Source organism: Domibacillus indicus, from assembly GCF_000970685.1.
GTDB classification, from domain to species: Bacteria; Bacillota; Bacilli; order Bacillales; family Domibacillaceae; genus Domibacillus; species Domibacillus indicus.
Genome location: NZ_LAJB01000002.1, coordinates 254,760 through 276,575, shown reverse-complemented (window position 1 = coordinate 276,575; position 21,816 = coordinate 254,760). Strand labels below are relative to the sequence as shown.

At 41.7% G+C, this 21,816-nt stretch carries 27 protein-coding genes and 1 pseudogene; 19 read left to right on the top strand and 9 right to left on the bottom strand.

From position 1 onward, the window contains the following. Positions 1–181 precede the first annotated feature (181 nt). From csaA to VP98_RS01550, 13 genes are all read left to right on the top strand, one after another. Complete coding sequence (gene csaA, locus VP98_RS01610) at positions 182–511, top strand: chaperone CsaA (protein WP_046173555.1); 330 nt, start codon at positions 182–184, stop codon at positions 509–511. Between the two features lie 810 nt (positions 512–1,321). Then, positions 1,322–1,705 carry a hypothetical protein gene (locus tag VP98_RS01605; protein WP_046173554.1) on the top strand — a complete coding sequence of 128 codons (384 nt, stop codon included), beginning with the start codon at positions 1,322–1,324 and terminating at the stop codon, positions 1,703–1,705. A gap of 2 nt (positions 1,706–1,707) precedes the next feature. After that, complete coding sequence (locus VP98_RS01600) at positions 1,708–2,124, top strand: hypothetical protein (protein WP_046173553.1); 417 nt, start codon at positions 1,708–1,710, stop codon at positions 2,122–2,124. Positions 2,125–2,325: 201 nt separating this feature from the next. Continuing rightward, a complete protein-coding gene (locus VP98_RS01595) occupies positions 2,326–2,835 on the top strand; it encodes a hypothetical protein (protein WP_046173552.1) in 510 nt (169 codons plus the stop codon). Between the two features lie 152 nt (positions 2,836–2,987). Further along, positions 2,988–3,470, top strand: coding sequence for an SMI1/KNR4 family protein (locus tag VP98_RS01590; protein WP_046173551.1), 483 nt, complete (start codon positions 2,988–2,990; stop codon positions 3,468–3,470). A 379-nt stretch (positions 3,471–3,849) separates the two neighbouring features. Beyond that, positions 3,850–4,977, top strand: a complete 1,128-nt coding sequence (locus VP98_RS01585) for an S-layer homology domain-containing protein (RefSeq protein WP_046173550.1) — start codon at positions 3,850–3,852, stop codon at positions 4,975–4,977. Between the two features lie 421 nt (positions 4,978–5,398). Next, positions 5,399–6,034 (top strand): TetR/AcrR family transcriptional regulator, encoded by a 636-nt coding sequence (locus VP98_RS01580; protein WP_046173549.1) that lies wholly within the window; start codon positions 5,399–5,401, stop codon positions 6,032–6,034. Beyond that, entirely contained in the window at positions 6,034–6,222 is a 189-nt protein-coding gene (locus tag VP98_RS01575; protein WP_046173548.1) for a hypothetical protein, read from the top strand. The genes VP98_RS01580 and VP98_RS01575 overlap by 1 nt, the downstream gene beginning before the upstream one ends. Before the next feature lie 73 nt (positions 6,223–6,295). Then, complete coding sequence (locus VP98_RS01570; protein ID WP_046173547.1) at positions 6,296–8,608, top strand: ABC transporter permease; 2,313 nt, start codon at positions 6,296–6,298, stop codon at positions 8,606–8,608. Between the two features lie 3 nt (positions 8,609–8,611). After that, complete coding sequence (locus tag VP98_RS01565; RefSeq protein WP_046173546.1) at positions 8,612–9,370, top strand: ABC transporter ATP-binding protein; 759 nt, start codon at positions 8,612–8,614, stop codon at positions 9,368–9,370. A gap of 482 nt (positions 9,371–9,852) precedes the next feature. Further along, entirely contained in the window at positions 9,853–10,212 is a 360-nt protein-coding gene (locus VP98_RS01560) for a hypothetical protein (protein WP_046173545.1), read from the top strand. Positions 10,213–10,716: 504 nt separating this feature from the next. Further along, a complete protein-coding gene (locus VP98_RS01555) occupies positions 10,717–11,070 on the top strand; it encodes a DUF5412 domain-containing protein (RefSeq protein WP_156151287.1) in 354 nt (117 codons plus the stop codon). A 41-nt stretch (positions 11,071–11,111) separates the two neighbouring features. After that, positions 11,112–11,363, top strand: coding sequence for a hypothetical protein (locus tag VP98_RS01550; RefSeq protein ID WP_046173544.1), 252 nt, complete (start codon positions 11,112–11,114; stop codon positions 11,361–11,363). Between the two features lie 173 nt (positions 11,364–11,536). On the opposite strand, the gene VP98_RS01545 is transcribed toward VP98_RS01550, so the two are convergent. Beyond that, on the bottom strand, positions 11,537–11,884 hold the full coding sequence (locus VP98_RS01545; RefSeq protein WP_156151286.1) for a VOC family protein: 348 nt from the start codon (positions 11,882–11,884) through the stop codon (positions 11,537–11,539). Between the two features lie 274 nt (positions 11,885–12,158). Between VP98_RS01545 and VP98_RS01540 the strand changes: the two genes are divergently transcribed. Continuing rightward, a complete protein-coding gene (locus tag VP98_RS01540; RefSeq protein ID WP_046173542.1) occupies positions 12,159–12,488 on the top strand; it encodes a hypothetical protein in 330 nt (109 codons plus the stop codon). 1,122 nt (positions 12,489–13,610) lie between these two features. Here the strand turns inward: VP98_RS01540 and VP98_RS01535 are convergent. After that, positions 13,611–14,162, bottom strand: a complete 552-nt coding sequence (locus VP98_RS01535) for a TetR/AcrR family transcriptional regulator (protein WP_046173541.1) — start codon at positions 14,160–14,162, stop codon at positions 13,611–13,613. Between the two features lie 144 nt (positions 14,163–14,306). Between VP98_RS01535 and VP98_RS01530 the strand changes: the two genes are divergently transcribed. Further along, complete coding sequence (locus tag VP98_RS01530; RefSeq protein ID WP_046173540.1) at positions 14,307–15,065, top strand: SDR family oxidoreductase; 759 nt, start codon at positions 14,307–14,309, stop codon at positions 15,063–15,065. Positions 15,066–15,285: 220 nt separating this feature from the next. On the opposite strand, the gene VP98_RS01525 is transcribed toward VP98_RS01530, so the two are convergent. Together VP98_RS01525 and VP98_RS18425 are read right to left on the bottom strand one after the other, a co-directional pair. Further along, complete coding sequence (locus tag VP98_RS01525; protein ID WP_052712090.1) at positions 15,286–16,056, bottom strand: phosphatase PAP2 family protein; 771 nt, start codon at positions 16,054–16,056, stop codon at positions 15,286–15,288. 151 nt (positions 16,057–16,207) lie between these two features. Continuing rightward, the gene (locus VP98_RS18425) at positions 16,208–16,312 is read right to left on the bottom strand and encodes a YjcZ family sporulation protein (RefSeq protein ID WP_082087790.1); all 105 of its coding nucleotides are present in this window, start codon (positions 16,310–16,312) and stop codon (positions 16,208–16,210) included. A 250-nt stretch (positions 16,313–16,562) separates the two neighbouring features. Between VP98_RS18425 and VP98_RS18725 the strand changes: the two genes are divergently transcribed. Further along, complete coding sequence (locus VP98_RS18725) at positions 16,563–16,796, top strand: hypothetical protein (RefSeq protein WP_156151285.1); 234 nt, start codon at positions 16,563–16,565, stop codon at positions 16,794–16,796. Between the two features lie 214 nt (positions 16,797–17,010). Then, entirely contained in the window at positions 17,011–17,133 is a 123-nt protein-coding gene (locus tag VP98_RS18420; protein ID WP_156151284.1) for a YjcZ family sporulation protein, read from the top strand. A gap of 196 nt (positions 17,134–17,329) precedes the next feature. Here the strand turns inward: VP98_RS18420 and VP98_RS01515 are convergent, their stop codons facing one another. The 3 genes from VP98_RS01515 to VP98_RS01505 all read right to left on the bottom strand — a co-directional run bounded on the left by VP98_RS01515 (position 17,330) and on the right by VP98_RS01505 (position 18,847). Then, a complete protein-coding gene (locus VP98_RS01515; RefSeq protein ID WP_046174097.1) occupies positions 17,330–17,638 on the bottom strand; it encodes a hypothetical protein in 309 nt (102 codons plus the stop codon). A gap of 69 nt (positions 17,639–17,707) precedes the next feature. After that, positions 17,708–18,079 carry a hypothetical protein gene (locus VP98_RS01510; protein ID WP_046173538.1) on the bottom strand — a complete coding sequence of 124 codons (372 nt, stop codon included), beginning with the start codon at positions 18,077–18,079 and terminating at the stop codon, positions 17,708–17,710. Positions 18,080–18,106: 27 nt separating this feature from the next. Continuing rightward, the gene (locus VP98_RS01505) at positions 18,107–18,847 is read right to left on the bottom strand and encodes a class I SAM-dependent methyltransferase (protein ID WP_046173537.1); all 741 of its coding nucleotides are present in this window, start codon (positions 18,845–18,847) and stop codon (positions 18,107–18,109) included. A gap of 544 nt (positions 18,848–19,391) precedes the next feature. Here VP98_RS01505 and VP98_RS19175 point away from each other — a divergent pair. Both VP98_RS19175 and rsgA read left to right on the top strand, forming a co-directional pair. Continuing rightward, positions 19,392–19,634: a ribosome small subunit-dependent GTPase A gene (locus VP98_RS19175; protein ID WP_231584093.1), complete on the top strand. Its 243-nt coding sequence runs from the start codon at positions 19,392–19,394 to the stop codon at positions 19,632–19,634. A gap of 9 nt (positions 19,635–19,643) precedes the next feature. Continuing rightward, positions 19,644–20,477 (top strand): ribosome small subunit-dependent GTPase A, encoded by an 834-nt coding sequence (gene rsgA / locus VP98_RS01500; RefSeq protein WP_331427833.1) that lies wholly within the window; start codon positions 19,644–19,646, stop codon positions 20,475–20,477. 316 nt (positions 20,478–20,793) lie between these two features. On the opposite strand, the pseudogene VP98_RS19410 reads toward rsgA, so the two are convergent. Then, positions 20,794–20,922: pseudogene (locus VP98_RS19410) on the bottom strand (excalibur calcium-binding domain-containing protein); the annotation flags it as partial. Between the two features lie 486 nt (positions 20,923–21,408). Beyond that, positions 21,409–21,672, bottom strand: coding sequence for an excalibur calcium-binding domain-containing protein (locus VP98_RS01485; RefSeq protein WP_046173535.1), 264 nt, complete (start codon positions 21,670–21,672; stop codon positions 21,409–21,411). Positions 21,673–21,816 lie beyond the last annotated feature (144 nt).

The window sequence follows — 21,816 nt, the reverse complement described above, 5'->3', positions numbered from 1 at the left end:
TGAAAAATTTCTTACTATAAGTTTACATATCCTTTTTTTAAAAGGTGAGCAAAATGAAAGGAGCTATTTATTACGTTGCAGCAATACTCCGGGTTTAATATGGTCTTCCGAATGTATTAGACCTGACTAAAGCCAGGTTCAAAATAGCAACATTTAAAATTTTAAAAAGGTGGTTATCCGTTTGGCAGAAATAGAAGATTTTACAAAACTGGATATTCGGGCTGGGACGATTATCAATGCAAGACCTTTTCCCGAAGCCAGAAAACCAGCTATAAAGCTAGAAATCGACTTTGGGGAAATGGGCATTAAACAATCTTCAGCTCAAATTACACGAAGATATAAACCAGAACAGCTTATTGGAAGTCAAGTGGTGGCAGTAGTAAACTTCCCACATAGACGTATCGCAGGGTTTAAATCTGAGGTATTAGTACTAGGAGGTGTCCCAGAAGAAGGTGATGTGGTACTTTTAAAGCCAGATGAACCTGTTGAAAATGGAACACCCATAGCATAGAGACACCGACGAGGTAGATATTATTAAGGAAACGGCCCTGTTATCAAAGGCTCCTATGAAATAATAAATGAAAGAAATACTGCTATTATTAAAGGAAGCAAAAGAGGAACAATTATTCTGGGGACAAAGAATTGTGGAAGAACGAGGGGATTTAGAATTAAAGTAACTAAAACACTCTTCCGTACTAACCCTTAGTGAAAAGGATTAAATAGTAAATTATATTTATTACTACCAGCGGTGAATAACGGGGACTTTCCTTTCATAAAGGGAGAGTTCCTTTTATTCTGTCTCTATAGGAAAGCATTGCAATAAAAAATGTAGAGAACCTTTCTTAAGCCACAAATATGGCAGCATCCCTGTAATAAACGAACGGTATTAAAGGATAATATTGTGAAAGGATTCACTTAAACAATCAGGGGCTTTTGTTCAATATCCAAAGTTATTAATAAGCCAAAAATATGCAAATTTTTATTCGTTTCTTGCATGTTTTCGGCTTTTTATATTCAAAAAAACATAATGCCATAAACAGCATTTTTAATTGCCAAATGCAACGAACTTCCATAAATCGGGTAATTATTCAATCGGTTCTTCCGGAGAATCAGCTGTTCCTTTAAAGGAGGTATAGAAATTTACTGTTATTCAATTTAAAAAAACTGAATTTTAAATTAAATGCACACAAGAGTTTTAATATAATCAAATAAAATATTTCATCTAGTTCCCAACTCAACAGCGAAAAATAGTTAATCATTAGAATATTGAAGGGATCTAAGATTATTGTTAAGGATGAATTTTAATACTGGGGGTACTTACATGCAAACAAACAATAGGGATGAGATGAAGGAAAGTTTTTTTAACATTGAATATAAGGAAGGCATATATATAAGCTCATTATCGCATAAGGATGATCCGTATAAAATGAATTGGGTGGAAGGGACTCAACTTTGGGGAACCATTAGAGCTCCAAAAGGAATAGACACAGAGGTTACTCGGAGTTTTACTAACAACAATACTCTTCGAGAGGTTTACACGTTTACGAACAATACAGAATTTGATATTTTTTCGAAATTAGGAGACATCTCCATATACACAATATTTAATGATGATTATGAATCAGCTGATATCTGTATAACAAATAAATGCCATGCACATATTTGGTGTGGCGGCACTGTTAGTTATATTCAGGCTGTTTACTAGAAATGTATAAGTTAACGGATGATAGTAAGTATCTTGATGAAGCAAAAAAACATATAAAAATTTTAGAACTTTTCAATGGTCTTCAACCTGATTATCATCTGTACGAAACGGCAATAAGACACTGGGATGGATACTGGTTTGGTAAACATAGATTGTATGGTGATACATTCCCGCATTATTGGAGTTCCTTAACTGGACGTGTTTATCAAAACGCAGCAGAGATAACGAAAGATACTGAGTATTATAAGAAAGCAGAAGCCTCTTATCGTGGAGTGTTAAATTTGTTCAATGAAGACGGCAGCGCATCTTGTGCAAAGCTTACACCTCACACAGTGAATGGAATAAAAGCGGGATTCTATGATCCATGGGCAAATGACCAGGATTGGGGTCTATATTACATGTTTAATTATATTGATTAATCTTTATTACAGCTATTAAGAGGTAAAAGAGGACATAATAATTTAAAAAGGTGCTTGTTCAACTAAAGGGGGCTTTAACTTAACAACGGAGGTAGCTGTGGCACCTCCTTTTCTTATTGAACAAACGGGGCAGGTTAGTTGAACAAGAAATGATAAAATGGTCTAAAATTATTACTTCATTATGAAAAGGTGAATTTGTTTATGCTCGGAATTAAAAATTACAACCCCAAAATGTATACTAACCCATCTACTATTATAGGAGACCACAGAACGAAACTTGAAGCTCTGATTGGTAGAAATGTAAAAGAAATATGGACTGTTTGGGCGCAAGATGAACATGAATGGTTTAACGATTGTCCCGTTGTTATTTGTTTTGAAGACCGCCAATTAGAATTATGTGCATATAAAACGAATGAATACGCTATCACGTTTGATGAAATTCTTGTTTCCCAGGGTCTTTCTTGGTATGGGTCAGATTTAAAACTTAATTGGGAAAAGAACAAGTTAGAAGAACTTAATTTTGCTATTGGTAAAAAAGTGATGGGGATTGAAATGATTGAAATGCGTGAAACAAACTCATCGGATTATTATTTAACTGGTATAGGGCTTCACTTGAATGATGGATATTTCGCCATATGTAATGGATTGGATGAGAATGTAATAATCAAAAAAAGAGAAGAAGGACCAAATTTCAAGCACACAATCATCTGAGAGACATAAATATTCTTTAGTTAACAGGGCATTGGTTTAAAAAATGAAATATAAAATTCAGTATTCAACACAACATAAATGCCATTATGTTGTGTTGTAATATAAATCATTAAAATAGACCAAATTTGCCGTCACCATAGGAGGATACAAATATGAAGGAGTATTATACCGGCAAAAACTTTTGGGACAAAAAGAATACTTGGCGTTATCAATACCCAATCAATGATGACATCATTCGAAAAGCAGAATCTAAATTAACTATTAAATTTCCAGAAACGTTTAAACAATTAATGAAAGAGCAAAATGGCGGTCAACTTACTTATCCGTATTTTATGTTTCCTAATAGTGCAGTAGAGTGCAAGTTAGACATTGACCCTATTCACTTTGAAGAAGATGATACGAGCATTGTATCATCAGAGGATTTATTGAAAGAAGCAAACCTGCCGAAGGATTTGATTGTATTGTGGTGGGATTTTCATAATTGGCTTGTTATGGATTATCGCTTTACAAAAGAAAATCCTTCCATTCAATTTATTTGCGAGGATTATTCAACAGGAGAAATGACTTGGTACTACACCAAAATGGCAGATACCTTCGATGATTTCCTAAAACAGCTTTTTCGTCTAGTCGACTAATTTCACTGAACTTCTTACCCAACAGTATCGCTCTACTGTTGGCCAGCAGGAAAATACAATATAGTGCTTATTTTGTTGTGTTGAAAGCACCCCGGGTTTCTTTGGCAGCCGTGGTGATTAACGTAAATCCTGCCGGTGAAATTCCGTAGGGAAGCGTGTTCTCTCCTGGCCTATGCTTACGAAAGGAGTGCGGGTTCGAATCCCGTCAGAGGCATTTGAATTCTTACCAAACCGTTTCGGTCTACTGTTAGAAGCAATCCCGAAAAGTAATTCTGACAAAAAATATGATAGAATACTATTTTATACCTATTGTGCTCCCTCCTAAAATCCTATAATATACATTAGCACCAAAGAATATTAGCAGAAATGAGGATGTATTTTGAAGGCAATTCGTATTGTATTGGCTTTTGTTCTGTCACTTGGTTTATTCTCTGTTTCTACCGCTTCAGCCGCTGTAAAACCGATTGATCGTTATGATTTTTGGGATGTAGATCCAAGCCATCAGTTTTATGATGCCATTGAGCGGTTCATTTACAGTGATTTAATTGATGGATATGTAGAAAAAGAGGTAGAAGTAGAAGACGGTGAAACATATGAATACTCATTTGTGACAGTGCGTCCGAATGAAAATATTACCCGCGCTCAATTCACGAAAATTTTAGTGAATGCTTTGTCTTTAAAAGCAGGAAATAAATCAGTAGAATTCTCAGATGTGAAATCATCGCGCTGGTATTATGACTATGTCCGCATTGCGAGCAGCAACGGGATCGTAACAGGCTCGAACGGGAAATTTAATCCAGACGCCAATATTACGCGTGACCAGATGGCGGCGATGATTTACCGGGCCTTTAAAGGAACAGTCGTGTTTAAAACACCTGTAAAAACATTTAAAGATGTACCGGCAACAAGCTTTGCGTATGAAGCTGTTACGAAATCAGCGGCGAATGGAATCATTAGAGGCTACGGCGACTTGTTTAAGCCCCATGAAAAAGCAACACGCGGCCAGGCAATCGTGATGATCGACCGGGCACTTCAGCAGGAAGCTGGCACGGCTGATGACCGGACAGCTGTGAAAGAGGTTGTCGAGCGCAATACAGCGGAAGAATCCCGTTTAATGGCAGCAGGGGATCTTTCCGGTTTAGATGCTTTGTATAAAGAGACGGCAACAGGGTACTATCTGTCTCTTGCGACGGATGAAAGCCTGATGTTCACAGAAGATGACTTTGAAGAAGGTGTTACGTACAGCATTGAGCAAATTGGCACCCACACGGTCAGCCCTGGAACCGTTCATAAACGCTTTGCGCAGGCCAGAATAGATAATCTGAAGTACAAAGTTTCATTTACAGCACCGGATATGTCTTTCACCATAAATATCGACGCATCTGGAACAGCGCACCTGAAAAAAGGAAGCGATGGAAAATGGAAGATTTATAACATCGTGCTGGATGAAGAGTTTGAAGAGACCTTGGAAGATGAATTTGCCGCAGCGGCAGCAAATGCTTCCTAATCAATAAGCAAGAGTTCAAATAAAAGCAAACAGGATCATTATACCTGTTTGCTTTTATTGTTTTAGAGGCCCCGGTTATCGCTAGGAGGCTTCCCGGGCAGTTGGGATGAGCCGAATAACCGGTGAAAAGCATAACGCCTGTCTTCCTTTGCGATTATTAGCTATAGCAGATTCTTGATTATTGTATTAGGTTATTTGGAAAGCCGGGGGAATGGTCATAGCGCAGATTTAGAATAACTGAATGATGCGCAGCAATGGCAATGCCTGATCCTTTTTGAAAATGATTCATTATTTATCATCAGTTTTAATAATAACTGGGTGAGGATAAAATTTTTATTCGAATTTTATTTTTAACCCGCAGTATGCTACTATAAAAGCATAAAACCGACAGACAGACGGTCTATAAAGAGGGGTTGTAAAAATGAGAGTTACAAAAAAAGCAAAGGAGCGCAGAAACGAAATACTTGATGCTGCTGACGAGCTTTTCGGTCAAAAGGGCTTTGATGGCACAACTACAAATGATATTCTCGAAAAAGTCGGAGTTGCGCGGGGAACGCTTTACTATCATTTCAAGTCGAAGGAGGAGATTATGAATGCACTGATTGAGCGGCACACCGTCCACCTTTTGGGAGCAGCGAAAGAGATTGCCTCAGACAAGAATATACCTGTGAATGAACGCATTATCCGTGTGGTCATGGCATTGAACATAAGCGGCGGAAATGGCAGGGAAATCATGGAGCACATTCACAAGCCTCAGAATGCGCTTATGCATCAGAAAATACAAAAGGTCATAATCAACGAAGTTCCGCCGATACTCACGGAAATAATCCGGGAGGGCATCGAGCAGGGACTATTCAGCACGCCATACCCGTATGAATGCATGGAAATGGTTGTGGCGTATACGAATACCGTTTTTGATGATGAACTCGTCACTCTCACGAATAAAGAGCGCGTTTCGCGTATACAGGCGTTTGTTTTCAACGCAGAAAGGCTGCTTGGTGTTGAAAGCGGAAGTCTTACGCACATGATGAGGATGTTTGACAGCGGTGATGAGTAATGCAAGAAACTTCTGCGGCCGGTATAGCTTATTTCACCCCCAAAAAGCGGGCCTGGTATTTATTTAGAATTTATGTTTTCGGGCAGACGGAACAGGCAGTGGCACTTGCTGCTTTCCTTGCGTTTATGTACTCCACTCTTTTAAGCCGCCTGGCAGAAAAACGAGATGGCCCATTATGGCAGGCGTGATTTTGCGACATGCTGCTTAAGTCAATCTGTACAGCCTGAAATCGGTTAAAAACCTTAAAAACAGAGGTGGCGTATGTATTACAGAATAATCCGTAATGATATGTTAAAAAGCAAACTGATCACACTGACAACCATGATGTTTGTCGCGGTAGCAGCTATGCTTGTTTCTCTCTCGGCAATACTTGTCGTCAATCTTTCAGGTTCGATAAATATGCTTATGGATCAGGCGAAAACACCGCATTTTATGCAGATGCATTCAGGCGATATTGATGCCGGACGGCTTGCAGATTTCGCGGAGCAAAACAGCCATGTCGATGAATTTCAGGTGCTTGAATTTCTCAATGTCGACGGTGCGCGGATTGTCATTGACGGAAACTCGCTTGCGGACAGTGTTCAGGATAACGGCTTCACCACACAGAGCGAAAAATTTGATTACCTCCTTGATCTGGACGGAAACGTTATCACTGTCTCTGATGGAGAAATTTATATTCCAGTAAGTTACATGAAGGACGGCACTGGAAAAGTCGGCGATACGATTTCGATAAACGGGAAGACATTGACTGTGGCGGGCTTTCTCCGTGACTCACAGATGAATTCGCTGCTTGCATCGTCAAAGAGATTTCTTGTGAGCGAAAATGATTATGCGGCAATAAAGGGCAGCGGGAGCATGGAATATCTGATTGAGTTCAGATTAAAGGACTTGTCTGAAATAGGCGCCTTTGAAACGGACTACACTTCTGCAGAGCTTGAAGCAAACGGGCCGACAATCACCTATCCTCTTTTTAAAATGCTCAATGCCATTTCCGATGGGCTGATGATCGCCGTTTTGCTTCTTGTAAGTACACTTATCGTTGCCATCACCTTTATGTGCATACATTTTACGCTCCTTGCAAAAATCGAAGACGACTACCGTGAAATAGGTGTCATGAAAGCAATTGGGCTGCGGGTTTCTGACTTGAAAAAGATTTATCTGGTGAAATACGCGGTGATCGCAGCAGCTGGCTGTATGCTTGGATTTGCTCTTTCATTTGTTTTCAGGGACCTGCTTCTTGAAAACATACGGCTTTATATGGGGGAAAGTGAACATGCTTCTTTCGCTTTCCTTTTCGGAATAGTCGGTATATTGGTTGTTTTCCTTGCCATTGTTGCTTATGTGAACAACGTGCTGAAACGATTTCGAAAAATATCGGCCGCACAAGCAATACGATTGGGCACTTCACAAGGAAAAGCCGCTGGCGCAAAACATTTCCGGCTAAGTAGAAACAGGCTGCTTAATACGAATATTTTTCTGGGTGTAAAAGATGTTTTAGCAAGAAAAAGCCTATACGCCACAATGCTTGCAGTGCTCATCATTTCGACCTTTATCATTATTGTTCCACAGAACCTGTACAATACGATTTCCTCTAAAAGCTTCATTACATACATGGGAATAGGAAGCAGCGATATGCGCATGGATATTCAGCAAACCAGCCATATTTCCGAAAAAGCAGCAGAAATCGTAAAGGCGATGGAGCGCGACAGCTCTATCTCTAAGTATGCTGTACTTACGACCAAAACCTTCAAAGCAAAGGCGGCAGACGGATCGGAGCAAGGAATAAAAATTGAGCTTGGCGACCATTCAATACTCCCCGTACAATATTCCGAAGGCAAAGCGCCCGTCGCAGAGGATGAAATTGCGCTTTCAACTATGAACGCTGATGATCTGGGGATAAAAGTCGGCGACGTCATGACGCTGGTAATTGAAGGCAAGGAGAAGGATTTCACGGTGTGCGGGGTGTATTCCGACGTTACGAACGGCGGCAAAACCGCAAAAGCAGTTTTCTCCGACGAATCGGCGGATATTATGTGGTGCGTTATTTATGCGAAGCTTTCTGATCCGTCTCTTGCTGAAGCCAAGACTTCAGAATATGCGGACAGATTTCATTTCGCGAAGGTTTCGCACATTGATGAATATGTTGCACAGACATTCGGCTCGACCATAAGCTCCGTTGGAAAGGCCTCCGATACGTCGGTTGCTGTTGCGCTGATGATCACGGGATTGGTTATCCTTTTGTTTATGAAAATGCTTGTCGCAAAAGACAGCTACTCCATTGCTGTCATGAAATCGGTTGGTTTTACGGACTCGGATATTGCCATGCAGTATGTTTCGCGTTCAGTTTTTGTCCTGATGGCGGGAATGATCCTTGGGACGCTGCTCGCCAACACTATCGGAGAAGTGCTTGCGGGCGCGGTTATCTCCTCTTTCGGGGCAGCTTCATTTCAATTTGCGGATCATCCACTTTCTATGTATCCATTGCTGCTGATGGCAGGCACGGTGCTGATCGCAACCATGCTCGGCACATGGGGGGCAGGACAAATAAAACTAGCCGCAAATATGAAGGAGTAGATGATGATGAAGATTATTAGCTGTGAAAACATAGTCAAATCTTTCAGCGCAGGAAATGAAAAACACCCTGTTCTGGGTGGCGTATCTCTTGAAATCAACGAGGGGGAGTTCATTTCGATTATGGGTCCTTCAGGCTCCGGAAAAACGACACTTATGTATGCGGTGAGTGGAATGGACAGTATTGACAGCGGAACGGTTTTGTTTGATGGCAGAAATCTATCAGCACTCAGTGAAAAGGAGCTTAGCGACATACGCCGGACAAAAATGGGGTTTGTTTTTCAGCAGCCGACTTTGCTCAAAAACCTGAATATTCTCGATAATATTATTCTCCCCGCCATGCGGGATAACAGGAAAAACGCTGCAAGGACCACTGAAAAAGCAAGAGCGCTTATGAAAAAAGCAGGGATTGGGGAACTGGAAAAGCGTGATATTACCGAGGTTTCGGGAGGGCAGCTTCAGCGTGCGGGAATATGCCGCGCAGTGATGAGCCAGCCGAAAATTATCTTCGGTGACGAGCCGACTGGCGCGCTTAACTCAACATCCGCACAAAAAATCATGGATATGCTTTCCGAAATAAATACAGAAGGGACGGCGGTTATGCTTGTCACTCATGACGCAAAGGTTGCAGCCAGGACGGAGCGCATTATGTTTATGTGCGATGGAAAGATTGTGAGTGAAATGCGGTTTAAGAAATTCAATGGCACCGGTATGGAGGACAGGATAGAAGCAATCACCGCAAAAATGCGGGAAATAGGAATATGATAAGCTGTTTGGCTGCGGGACCCCGCTTTTAAGGGAAAACCAGATGAACATAACCCAGCGGAGGCTGGCGATGGTTTTTTTGAAAGCTGCTGGACTAATGGCTATGCCGCAAAATCGATGGACGCACTCATTCAGTGGGCTTTCCAAGCATCAAACGCAGAGAACAAAACGTCACTATCAGAAAAAGGCATCAAGGACGCAAAGCGGGGCTTGATTATTTATGTTGGAAAATAATTTCGCTGGAAGACTGAATTTTCTTTATATCAACATGGAAAATAGCGTTTAAAACTTGTGCAAATAGCTTAATCAACATTTTTGATCAGCTGCTGGCCGGCAAAATAGATCTCACCATAAAAGATTGCATGGTGTTAAAGCTCCCGTTTTTAAGAAACGGGGGCTTTTTTCTTCGGGTTCATTGTTCATGAATTGTAGAAAGAATGGAATGGATATATATGTTAATATAGTGGGGGGAGGTGTTCTTGATGAGAAAACTAGTTTTGGTGCTGGCTGTATGTATATTAGCTGCCTGTAATCAAAGTACAACGGCTGGTAATGGTGATGAAGGCAGCTATGCCATACTGGCCAGAGTAAAAGGGGAGAGCTACATCTTTGACGGTAATGATGAGGCAGTTCAAGATCATGGCGGGGTTGATCAGCGGATTGGAAAGATCCAAAGAGAGACGAAGCCGAGTAAAGCTCCTGATGAATTGGAGTCCAATTACTTTCCGGCCGGGTCTGCCATTTATTCAATTAAAGGTACAGATCAGCACATCGTCATCAAGCATGGTGAATCAGGAGAGCAGTTTCTTATGAAAAAAGAGCCTTCTAAGAAGTTAAAATAATAAAATTCCAGCTTGCAGATCAGTATATAGTCAGATTCAAAGATGAACCTGTTACTATGGCGTAAGAAAAAAGGGGCGAGAGGTAAAGCGATTTTGCGAAACATATAGCCCCCTGATCCAGAAATCGAGAGTCCAACTAAATATGATGAAGAGGGTTGCGTAAATTATTATGATAATAAATAAGAAACAGACCAGCGCACTGTCAAATATGAAAAAAAGTTGAGGGTGTAGACAAAGTTAGAAAGCGGGCGTTTGTCAACATCCTGAACAAGTTATCTATATGTAAAAAAATAATCTTTCTATTAAAGGAATGCCAAAATAACCAAACAGGGTTCCCAGTATAAAAATAAAAATGTAATTAGTAACTGGTGCTTTTTCTCGTTTCGACAAAGTGACCTCTCCAATCTTTTTGTATTAGTATAACATATATTTACTTATTTGGGTTTATTGGAAAGTTTCGGTCCGCTGCTGCTTAATCCGGAAATAACTTTCAGGGAGAAAAACATGAAGAAAAAAGTGACAGTTACGGCTTTGTTAGTAGCCGGGCTGCTGGGATACGGCATATACTGGGCGTTCTTCGATATGAATCGTTTACCCGAAGGAGATTTGATTTCTAAAGTGAATTCTCCGGATGGAACCTATACAATTAAAGCCTATGTTTCAAACGGGGGAGCAACAGTCGCTCCAGCTGTTCGCGGGGAGCTTACGTTTAATAAAGAAAAAAGAGCTTCAAAGAATATTTATTGGAATTACCGTGAGGACAAAGCAAACATCCACTGGATTGATGAAGATACAGTGATCATAAATGAGAAAGAATTAACGGTACCTGATGAGACATTTGATTTTCGGAATAAGTGATTGTCATCAGGGCGATTCGAGCGGTTTTAAGGGGGAAGGTTATGAAAATGGTATTCAGCATTCTTTCATTTGTATTTTTATTTGCCTGCTTGTTAGGTCCTCTTATGATTATCATGGCGCTGAACGGGGTTTTTGGTGATTTCGGCGAATATACTGTTTTTATATGGGCCTTGTTCCCTCTGCTGGGACTTGTCTCCGCCCTTTCAGGAAAGAAAGGTCTCATTAAGATAATAGGGGCTTCTTTGAACGGGATCGCATTTGGCTGTCTCCTGCTTTTGGTTTTTGTTCGTTAGGAAATGGTGTGTATCCCAATTTTCAACACTTATCTTTGGTGCTGCATCGGAAATATCCCGTATTTTGAAATTGAGAAAAGATTAAATGAAAAAAGCAGTCATTCCCTTTATCCCGGAATGACCGGGCTTTCCGAGAAATTACGGATTACTTTTAAGAGGACCAGGGGAATAATCTATTTACAAACCATAATGACATTTCCATCCAGGTCTTTAAAATTAAACCAGTGGCCGTTTTCGATGTTCGTTATGAGTTCCACATTTTTTTCTTTCATATATTCATAGGATTGATGGATATCATTCGTTCGCAATTGAAATGCCGGAACCTTATGCACATGATCGGGAGCGTAAATTTTGCTGTCAAGAATAATATTTGCCCCGTCTAACGGGAGAACATAAATGTGGCCAAAGTAAAGATCACCGTCCCGCGGCAGGCTTAAAATATCACAATACCAGTCACGGGCATTTTTAATATCACGAACAGGCACAAAAACTCCACTGATTTGATTGGCAGCAGGGTTCATCACACACCTCCAAATGATTTATTCTATTATCCATTCTATTTCTTTGGGATAATCCCTCCCGTTACCTTGAAAATCCTGTGAAAGGATTGAATGCAGCATCCTTGCTGAAGCAGCCATGAGAATGACCGGGTTCTCATGGCTGCTTGTTATTTATGCATAAACTCCAATCTTAAGCAAAATAAAGTCTACTCACTATTTTTGTAATAATTTTGAATTTATGGCGATGTGAGTGATAATATGGAGAAAGCAGGATGAGGAAATTAGGAGAATGATTATGAAGCTATTTTTGCGTGCTTTGCTGGGGACGGTTGTCTACTATGTTATCCTTTTGTTTGTCTTTCTGACAGGACGAGAAAAGCGGTGGGAGGAATCGGCGGGACATCCGATCGAAGAAAGATGGGATCAGAATTCAACGTATGTTGACAATTACTTTCCCTTCCTTGCCTGGCCACTGCTCGTCATCCTCATATGGGGGTATTGCATTTGGCTGTTCAGTGCGAAAAACACTAAAGAAAAAATCGTAATTTGCATTAGTATGATTCCGGTTGGATTTTGTTATCTGGTGTTCATTGTATTTATCGCCATGCTGGGGTATCAGCCGTAATGATCTGGAGTGATGGAGATGGAAAAAATAATTCTGCAAAAGTGCAATGATTACTGTTCAGATTTTACTTTTTCTGGCGGCCAGATAACACGGGATGGATTTTGAAGATTTAGATGCAGTGCTTTCAAAAGTAACGCAAAAATATTATGGAGCAGACTTGATGGATACGAATTGAATGAGTTCAAAAAATACTGTTAACATAAATCCAGTGATAGAAACTCTTCAATCAAAGGGCTTGTGTTCAAGAGAATCCCGTGAAAACTTAAGAGTGAATGCATTAAAAAGGTTTACCATGACGCTGACAATATAAAAGAGGTGATTAACTTGTTCTTTGTGAAAAAGTACATGACATTCTTATTCATTTTTCTGGCGGGTTATTTTGTTTATATGGCAGTGCTCGGGAACAAGTTTACTGCAGCGCCTATTGTTATATTTGCTGCAGGGGCAGCTATTGGGGAAGGTATAAACGTTTTTAGAAATCGAATAAGAGAAAATAACTAAGCAGGCATGCGCGCTGTATCGAGTCCACTGTTCCTCGCTTAAACCGGCGATCTTTCAAAGGGGAGGGGAAGTATGATCCGTCAGACTACTTTTTTGTGCTGAATGAAAAGAAAAAGAAGCCGGACGGGAGAACCCTTGCTGTTCCTTTTAAAGTGTCAGGGTGAGAACGGCGCGATTTCTTTTAAATATTCGTCGCGTTTCATTCCGTTTTGCTTCTTTTTTTACTGGCTGGTAATGGTGTAATTTGTAAAAAAGAGGGGTTATATGATTCAGGCTGCCATGCTTCACGTTAAAAAAGGAATGGAACCATAATACGAAACGGATTTTCGCAGGCGTCTGCCGGTATTACTTCCACAATCCAGCGCATATGCATCATACTAGCGGGTTCTTATTTTTTCAGATGGTGCAAATCCTTCTAAGAGAAATGTCCCCTTTACTTTAATCAGCAAAAACAATCCATCGTTACTGAAAAACCGCCCGGTTAGTTTAAGTATAATCCTTCATAATCTGTATTTCATTAATACACACTATTGTTTGTAACAGTTAATAGACGGTGCTGTTTGAATATAGTTGGGATAGCCTGCCCGCAGAATGGCTTTTCTGAAACCCTGTCCCTATCCTTTATAATTTAAGAATATTGACCAAATGGACATTCATTTCATCAGCGGATTCTTGAAAATCATGACGATACCACTCAATGATTAATCCAATAATCGCATTGGCTGAGTAGGAGTGTAAATAATTATTAAGTTTTCCCTGGTGTACAGCATGTTCATTTTCAAGGCCAAATGAACGTATTTCATCGAATAACATGTAATAATATTCTGAAGATACTTCTTGAGAAAATACAATTTTGTAAAAATCCTCATATTTTTTTATATGGTGAAAGATACGAACTGTTTTGGGGTCCAAAGTTTTTCCGTTAAGAAAATCTGTGTGATAATAAGGTTCGTTATAAGATTTTTTTAAGTCTAACATGATTTCTTCAAAAAACTCCTTAAAAACATCTCCCACTTCTTGATAATGAAAATAAAATGTTCCACGATTTATATTTGCTTCTTTACAAAGTTCAGTTACTTTTATATGAGTTAAGGGTTTCTTCTTTAATAGGTTCGTTAATGCCGAATGTATATTTTGCTTTGTTTTTAGAACGCGCAAATCATGTTTATTCAAATAGATCTCTCCCTTATTAAACACTTTCTGGTTTTTTGTTCAATATTGTACGATTTGCTTCTTTTTGATTATTGAATGCGGTTACAATTTAATATTATTATTTTATTGAACAATTGTACAATATATTTAAGGAGGATTTATCATATGAGATTAAAAGATAAAGTAGCCATCATAACAGGCGCAGCTTCAGGAATGGGGAAGGCAATCGCAGAACTTTACGCAAAAGAAGGAGCAAAAGTAGTTGTTTCTGATTATAATTTTGAAGGTGCTCAAGCAGTAGCTGAGAATATTAACGATAATGGCGGCGTGGCAATTGCCAACCGTACAAACGTTGCTGAATTAGCAGACTTAGAGCAATTATTCACTGAAACCAAAGAAGCATATGGAAAGCTAGACATTTTAGTTAACAACGCAGGCATTATGGATGGTATGGAACCAGTTGGAGAAATTTCTGATGAAAGATGGGACCGCGTATTTGCAGTTAATACTACTGGTGTCATGCGTGCAATGCGTATTGCTGTTAATATCTTCTTAGAACAAGGACATGGCGTAATCGTAAACAATATTTCGGCAGGTGGCTTGCGTGGTGCGCGTGCAGGGGCAGCATATACAGCCTCTAAGCACGCGGTTACGGGATTAACGAAAAACACTGCATATATGTATGCCCACTCTGGAATCCGTTGTAATGGTATCGCCCCTGGTGGTGTAGAGACTAACATCGGTGCTTCTATGACGAATATTTCTGAATTTGGAGCCGGGCGCCAAGCAACTGGTATCGGTACAATGCCACGTGCGGGAAAATCTGATGAAATTGCTCAACTTGCTGTTTTCTTAGGTTCTGATGAATCAAGCTTCGTAAATGGGCAAGTGATCGCAGCTGACGCAGGATGGACCGCATACTAATTTTAAAGATATATATTATAATACAAACCCTGAAAATCGTTTCAGGGTTTGTTATTTTTCATATAAAGACAATAAGGACCAGTACAATGAATTGTCTGCGAATACAGGCGGAAAATGAGGGAGGGCGGGATTCCGTTCCTGGCCGCCCGGAACTCCTGCAAACATAAAAAAAGACCGTCACGGCAAAATAATACCCGGGCTTCTTTTTTTTTGCGGCGTGTCAGTCGGGCTGCCTGGAATAAAAACCGGCAATGCTTCGCCCAATTGCCCGCCCGATCCGCAGCCCTTCGCTGCAGTCGACTGGAAAGTGCACGCCGCCGTATACGCGGGAAGCCGCGCATTCTTCCGCAAGCTTTTGCAGCCGGTTTCGCTCAGCCGGAAAAAAGCCGCCCAGCAGCTCGGCCATCATTCCCGCTATCGTGGCGTGCGCGGAAATGAAAGACGGCTGGCGGGGGGTAGGCAGAAACGAGGACAGCGGGCTGCCCAGCTGATTGGGCCGGGCTGTTTTGTAGCGGTACTTCACGGTCCAGCAAACCATCAGGGCATCGTGGATGGCACCCGGGAGAAGAACCAGAATATGTATATCCTCTGGGATTGATAAAAGCAGCGGCAGAAGAGGCAGCTGAAGGGTAAAAGGAATGCCGAATAACCGGTCAGCTGACGCCGCGCATTTCTGGATCACATTGTCAGTATCCCAGTAGCGCGCTATCGCTTTTTGTCTGGGAGTCAGGTGTTTCAGTGTTTTCTCCACAAGCAGCAGCTGTTCATCCCAGTCAATGGTGCCAGGATGCTTTACGTATGGAAGGGAGTTTCCTGCTGGATCTGCAAACCAGCCGTTTTCATCCCGTTTTAAAAAAACGAGCGGCCAGGAAGAGTGGAAAAGCTCTTCGGGGAATGAAGACGGAGAAGCTCCAGCTGGATCAGAAAGCCGTGGATAATTGGATGGGGAGCCCGGGGTAAAAACAGGACTGCCGGGAAGGCGTTGCTTCATTTTTCTCACCTCTTTTGGTTTCTTATTGTTTATGAGGATCATCCAGTCCTGCTTGAAATACATCAGTATGGAGGCGGTTTTTCCAATTGAAAATACAGGGGCCGCCCAGCCCCTGTATGCTTGTTGGCTCATATGGCATAAAGCATGCCGATTAGTAGCTCCATGATGCACCAACGATAATAAGAAGGATAAAGAGAACAACGATCAGGAAGAAACCTGAATTTCCATTGCTTCCACCGCCTGAGTAACCACCCATATGCTGCACCTCCTTTCTTTGAATCTAATACATTATATGAATGGCCGTCTTTTTTGGTATAGACAGGTGCATTATTCCAGAAAAACCTTTTCTCTTTTTGATAATAAACAAAAAAAGCGAGGCGGGCCGATTATCGTATTGCTTTGAAATCTCTTATATCCGTCTTGCAAATTCGATAAAAGGAATCGTAAAGGAGCTTAGAAGAAAAAAAGCTGAAAGTTGTAAGATAAATAGGCTGGATAAAGTTTTCTTGCGGATTTTTGAATATAGCCTGTTCAAGAAAATCCGTAAGCTTTCTTCTTTTTTTATAAAATATGCTCAAGAGCGGGGAAAGGAGCTTCATTTTTATTTTTCCTTCCTTCAGGTGCCGCATAAAGGAGTACGACATAAGGAGAGAAGCCATGCCATCGATTTTGAGGGGCCGGTGATGAATTTTACAGCGGCAATGATGGAACCCGGTCAGCCGTTTTGCGCTAGAAAGTGAAAAATCCGCTTCCTCTCCGCTTTCTGCACACACCATATCCCATCCTGTTCCATAAACTACAAAAGGAAGGGATAGGGCTTCCAGGAAAGAATGCTTTGTATGAAGTCGCGGTTCAGGCTGTTTTTTGTTAAATCCCCCTGGATCAGCAGCGGAACAAAACAAACGGTATCCAAAAGAGATGTTTCCTTTGGGGCATGGAAAGGGGGTGAACGGGATGAGCGAAGTTGTAACAGAAGGCGCCGGATATGGAGGCGGCTTTGCGTTAATTGTTGTTTTATTCATCCTTTTGATCATTATAGGTGCTGCTTACCTTAACGGTGGTCATGGTGCCTACTAACATGATAAATGCCGGCCGCCCGCAGACACGCCTTTCATACAAAGAGCATGTCTGCGGGCTTTTTGACGGGCCGGGTACATAACGATCGCTGTTTAAGAGGGGCTCTGCTATGAAGCAGAGGGGATTAGGTACTAGCTTTTTACGGCAGAATAAAACAGAGAACCCGGCGAATATCGGGTTCTCTGCAGCTGCGCGGCTATTGCTTTTTCTGCTTGCCGAGCCGGGCGATTTCCTGCGTCACCACAAACGCCAGGTCATCATTGCCAAACAGCGACAGCACGCCAAGCAGCGTTTCATCCGGTACCTCGCCGGCTTCTTCCTTCGGAACCGTCAGCGCCAGGGCATCCCGCAGCGCCTGGTTTTTCGCCTGGTCCGGATACGCCTCCAAATACAGCGCCTCCGGATCGAGATCGTGGTTGATGCACCACTGCGCAAACACGAGAATCATCATATTTTCTTCTTTCTGATAGCTCTGGACAATAAAATCTTCCATTTCCTTTGACATTCCATCACTCCTCACATAGGGCCTTGCTTCATTGTAGCGGGAACGCCTTCCGCACTCAAGCCGCAGCATTCAGCCCTCCGAAAGTGCAAGATATTTCTTTCCGTCGCCGGACATCAGAATATCCTCCCGCTCCTGAACCGAATAAAGCTTTGTTCCTGCCGGAAGCTTTGTCGACATTCCATTTGAAAACGAATCTTCACCGGAAAAAACCGCCCGGACTTCGCCGATTTCCTGCTTTTTCGTCAGCTCCAGCTCATCCACCCAGTCAATATTCGTTTGATAGACGGTATCTTTGTATTGAAAAAGATCCGCCTCCGTATCCTGTTCCAGCACTTCTTCCGCGGAGGGAGGGGAGGACACCGCAGTTTGTTCATCCTGGACACAGCCGGATAAGGTAAAAAAAGCAATTACGGTGAAAACGATTAAATGTATTTTGTGCATGTGAATTTGTCCTTCTTTTAATATAATTCAAGGCCGCTTTTTTGATTGTATGATCAGAAAAGAAGGGCGCCTTTTTTCGTTCGCCACATCGGGCATTTGCTCAAGCCCCGCTGGAATGGACTGGGGTTCGACCATTTTTTCAATGGCCAGCCCGCCGGTGATCAGCGTATTTACCAGGGTGGAAAGGGTGCGGTGGTATTTAATCACGCCGTCGATATACCAGTGCTGCTCCCGCATTCCTTCCTCCTGATAGTTGTCCAGCGCCCAGTGCAGCCGGTTGCCTTCCTCATCCCGCACCCAGTTGTTCATTTTCTGGCGGGCCGTGGCAACGGGGTGCTCCGTTGAAAAAATAAATTCCCCGCCCCCGCGCAGCAGCCCGCTCACTTTGCCCACAAGAGCCGGATAATCTTCTACATAATGAATAGCAAGAGAGCTGACAATAAGATCAAAGGACTGACCCGGCGATTCAAAGTCTTCGATCGGCACACATCTGTATGTGATGCCCGGGTGCGGATTGGAACGCTGCGCCTGTTCGATCATCTTCTCGGAAATATCAATCCCCAAAACCGACGCCGCCCCGTTTTCCACGCAGTATGCCGCAAACTGGCCCATCCCGCAGCCCACATCCAGCACCGTTTTTCCGTGGAGAGGGGGAAGGACAGACTTTATAGCCGGCTGTTCGATAAAATCGTTGTAGGTTACGCCGCTTTTGCGCAGGGTCATGTACCCGTTAAAAAAGGTGTCGTTATCGTAAATATTTTGCTTCAATCCAATTCCCTCCTGTTCTCAGTATGTACATTCTCGAATCCAGCAGCGAACTCCTCTTTTTCAGCCGCGAAAAGCCCTTGAGACCGCCAGTAACGGAAAGGGCATGTTTACACTGTGAGGAATCGAATATTTTCTGAAAAAGCAAGCAAAAGGGGCGGATAAATACGAGAGGAAGAGCCGTCAGTAAGCGCCCAGACACTCAAGCGTCACAGCTATATAAAGGAAAAAAACCGAATCAATATGCTGACTCACTCGGTTTTTATTTGTATGAAGCAGGCCATTTTGTGTTAAAGAACACCTATTCCACACATAATGATGAATTGAAAATAAGTATATAGATGAAAACTCTTTTGTTGACCGGACTCTTAAAAAAATGGCTGAACACTTGTGATATAGTAAAACATATATGTAATCGAAAGGAGATGCTGTTTTTATGTATAGCCAAAAAAATGCCGAGATTGTAACAAATAGGGAGGTATGCACAAAATAAACGTATGCATAAGCCTCCCAAAGGTTATGAACTAAACTTTAGGAGGAAATGAAGTTGAATAATAGTAACCTGGAAAACCTGGGGCTTACTGAAGAATGGATACAGGAGTCTGCATTGTATAAAAATCTTTTTATAGGCCGGGTTTCATCACAATATAAAAATGTATATAAAGTGATTACGGAAAATGGTGAGATGGCTGCTGAGATGTCGGGAAAATTTCTCTATAGTGTAAAAGAACCTTCTAAATATCCCGCTGTCGGCGATTTCGTTATGGTGGACCGGACAGATCATTCATAGGGAAATGGAATTATTCACCATATCCTTGCTCGGAAAAGTGTTTTTTCCCGGAAAGCGGCAGGTTCCAGGGAAGATATTCAGATTGTCGCCGCAAATATTGATACCGTTTTTATTTGTATGTCATTGAATAATGACTTCAATCTTCGAAGGCTGGAGCGGTACCTTTCTATTTCCTGGGATAGCGGTGCATTGCCGGTCATTGTCCTTACAAAATCAGATGTATGCAAGGAAATAGAGACAAGGCTTAAGGAAATTTCCTCTATTGCAATAGGCGTAGACGTGCTTGTTACAACAAGTACATCTGATGAAGGGTACCACTCCTTAAAAGGGTATCTTTCTAACGGTAAGACAGCAGCGTTTATAGGATCATCCGGAGTTGGGAAATCGACGTTAATCAATTGCCTGATCGGCCAAACTATACTGGATACAAGTGGGATAAGAAATGATGATAAGGGCAGACACACCACGACAAGACGTGAACTGATTGTGCTGCCGGATTCAGGCGTTGTGATCGACACTCCGGGCATGAGAGAAATTGGGGTTTTCCGTGCGGATTTAACAAAATCCTTTGCTGACATTGATGAACTTGCTTCCAGCTGCCGGTTTAACGACTGTACGCACAACAGTGAGCCAGACTGTGCCGTGCAAAAAGCCATTCAAGAGGGTACCTTATCAGCTGAAAGACTGGAAAGCTACTGGAAACTGAAAAGGGAAACTAAATATGATGCCTTGAATTCTAAAATGATTGAAAAAGAAAAGATAAATCATATGTTCAGCAGTATGGGCGGCATGAAAAACGCCAGGAAATTCATCAAGGAACAAAACAGAAAAAAAAGAAGATGAATCAGGTAACGGCTCATGATAAGGTTTCCTGTTTATATTCGACAATCGGGCGCAATTCCAAAAGAATTGTGCCCTTTCTTTATGGAGACGGCTTGTTCAAAAAGCGTACAGGACATTTATTGAAAAATAAAATAACCGAGGGAAAGGGGATGGATAGGAGGGGTTTATTTCACACGGAGATATTCTCCCGGCTAAAGTTCAAATAGCTGCAATGATTATAGGGTGGGCATGTTCTATTTAGGTAATTCCGTATTCAACAAAAAGCAGAGTGATTAATAAATAAAACCCTGCCTTATTAAAAGGCAGGGTAATAAAATTAACTGTCACAGCCAATGCCATCGCCATCGCGGTCCAGGTGGCTTGCATATCCTGGTTCACCCTTATGCACAGGAGCGGCACCAGCGGCTCTTGCTTCGGAACAGTTTTTATAATAGACACTTTCAGTTACTGGTTCTTCCTCTTCCACCACGGTTTCTTCTTCTGCAACTGGCTCCTCTTCGGCCGGTTCTACAGACTCAGGAGCTTCTTCCACAGCTGGTTCGGACTCCTGCTTTTCTTCTACAACGGGTTCATCTTCGGTTACAGAGGAATCCTCTTTTTCTTCTTCTACAACGGGTTCATCTTCAGTCACAGCAGGTTCTTCTTGTTTTTCTTCCACAGGTGTTATTTCTTCATTCCTAGTATCTACTGTATCTTGTTCTTCCGTTTCATCACTAAAAATTGCAGAGCATGCTCCAAATAATAACCCGAAGATTAATATAAGGCCTAAACAGCCAAGGCAGCCAAAGCAGCCGCCTGGTTTCTTATTGTTTCCGTTTTTCTTCTTATTGCTTGCCATTTTTTCATTCCTTCTTTTTAATTGTTTTACACTTAGAAAGCAGTCACAAGAAAATACCGCGCCTATAGAGAATAGGGGCGGATTGATTACAGGTTATCTTTCGCAGGCAATCCCGTCTTTATCACGGTCTTTACTGCTATTTGCTTTGTAAAGATCGGCAGAAACAACAGGCTTGTATTTTGTTTTGCCGCCTTTGTTTTTTACTTTGGCATCTTTAGCTACCCCGCCTTTGTATGCCTTATTGAGTTCAGTGCAATTTTTATATGATTTAGCTGCCGCGTCTGTAGAAGCAGGGGATACGGCTGTGATTCCTAAAAACAAAGCGGAAGAAAGGGTAACTGCAATGATTCGTTTCATTTATGTGCACTCCTTGTTTGTTAATGGTTCTGAAAATAATGTAAGTTAATTATGTCATTATAAAATTGTTAGTTTTTTAATTGGGACAAACCCCTGTGTTTTCTTGAATTTCATGTTATGTTCAAAATTACTCAAGGAATCCGA

Excerpts from the sequence above, each read along its gene's own strand:
- VP98_RS18425 (WP_082087790.1), bottom strand. The coding sequence starts at position 16,312 with ATGGGTGGTTACTCAGGCGGTGGAAGCAATGGAAATTCAGGTTTCTTC.
- VP98_RS01515 (WP_046174097.1), bottom strand. The coding sequence starts at position 17,638 with ATGTCAAAGGAAATGGAAGATTTTATTGTCCAGAGCTATCAGAAAGAA.
- VP98_RS01555 (WP_156151287.1), top strand. The coding sequence starts at position 10,717 with ATGAAGAAAAAAGTGACAGTTACGGCTTTGTTAGTAGCCGGGCTGCTG.
- VP98_RS01570 (WP_046173547.1), top strand. The coding sequence starts at position 6,296 with ATGTATTACAGAATAATCCGTAATGATATGTTAAAAAGCAAACTGATC.
- VP98_RS01580 (WP_046173549.1), top strand. The coding sequence starts at position 5,399 with ATGAGAGTTACAAAAAAAGCAAAGGAGCGCAGAAACGAAATACTTGAT.
- VP98_RS01605 (WP_046173554.1), top strand. The coding sequence starts at position 1,322 with ATGCAAACAAACAATAGGGATGAGATGAAGGAAAGTTTTTTTAACATT.
- VP98_RS01540 (WP_046173542.1), top strand. The coding sequence starts at position 12,159 with ATGAAGCTATTTTTGCGTGCTTTGCTGGGGACGGTTGTCTACTATGTT.
- VP98_RS01575 (WP_046173548.1), top strand. The coding sequence starts at position 6,034 with ATGCAAGAAACTTCTGCGGCCGGTATAGCTTATTTCACCCCCAAAAAG.
- VP98_RS01565 (WP_046173546.1), top strand. The coding sequence starts at position 8,612 with ATGATGAAGATTATTAGCTGTGAAAACATAGTCAAATCTTTCAGCGCA.
- VP98_RS18420 (WP_156151284.1), top strand. The coding sequence starts at position 17,011 with ATGAGCGAAGTTGTAACAGAAGGCGCCGGATATGGAGGCGGCTTTGCG.
- VP98_RS01590 (WP_046173551.1), top strand. The coding sequence starts at position 2,988 with ATGAAGGAGTATTATACCGGCAAAAACTTTTGGGACAAAAAGAATACT.
- VP98_RS01530 (WP_046173540.1), top strand. The coding sequence starts at position 14,307 with ATGAGATTAAAAGATAAAGTAGCCATCATAACAGGCGCAGCTTCAGGA.
- VP98_RS01485 (WP_046173535.1), bottom strand. The coding sequence starts at position 21,672 with ATGAAACGAATCATTGCAGTTACCCTTTCTTCCGCTTTGTTTTTAGGA.
- VP98_RS01560 (WP_046173545.1), top strand. The coding sequence starts at position 9,853 with ATGAGAAAACTAGTTTTGGTGCTGGCTGTATGTATATTAGCTGCCTGT.
- VP98_RS01545 (WP_156151286.1), bottom strand. The coding sequence starts at position 11,884 with ATGAACCCTGCTGCCAATCAAATCAGTGGAGTTTTTGTGCCTGTTCGT.
- VP98_RS01550 (WP_046173544.1), top strand. The coding sequence starts at position 11,112 with ATGAAAATGGTATTCAGCATTCTTTCATTTGTATTTTTATTTGCCTGC.
- VP98_RS01525 (WP_052712090.1), bottom strand. The coding sequence starts at position 16,056 with ATGAAGCAACGCCTTCCCGGCAGTCCTGTTTTTACCCCGGGCTCCCCA.
- VP98_RS01595 (WP_046173552.1), top strand. The coding sequence starts at position 2,326 with ATGCTCGGAATTAAAAATTACAACCCCAAAATGTATACTAACCCATCT.
- VP98_RS01510 (WP_046173538.1), bottom strand. The coding sequence starts at position 18,079 with ATGCACAAAATACATTTAATCGTTTTCACCGTAATTGCTTTTTTTACC.
- VP98_RS01600 (WP_046173553.1), top strand. The coding sequence starts at position 1,708 with ATGTATAAGTTAACGGATGATAGTAAGTATCTTGATGAAGCAAAAAAA.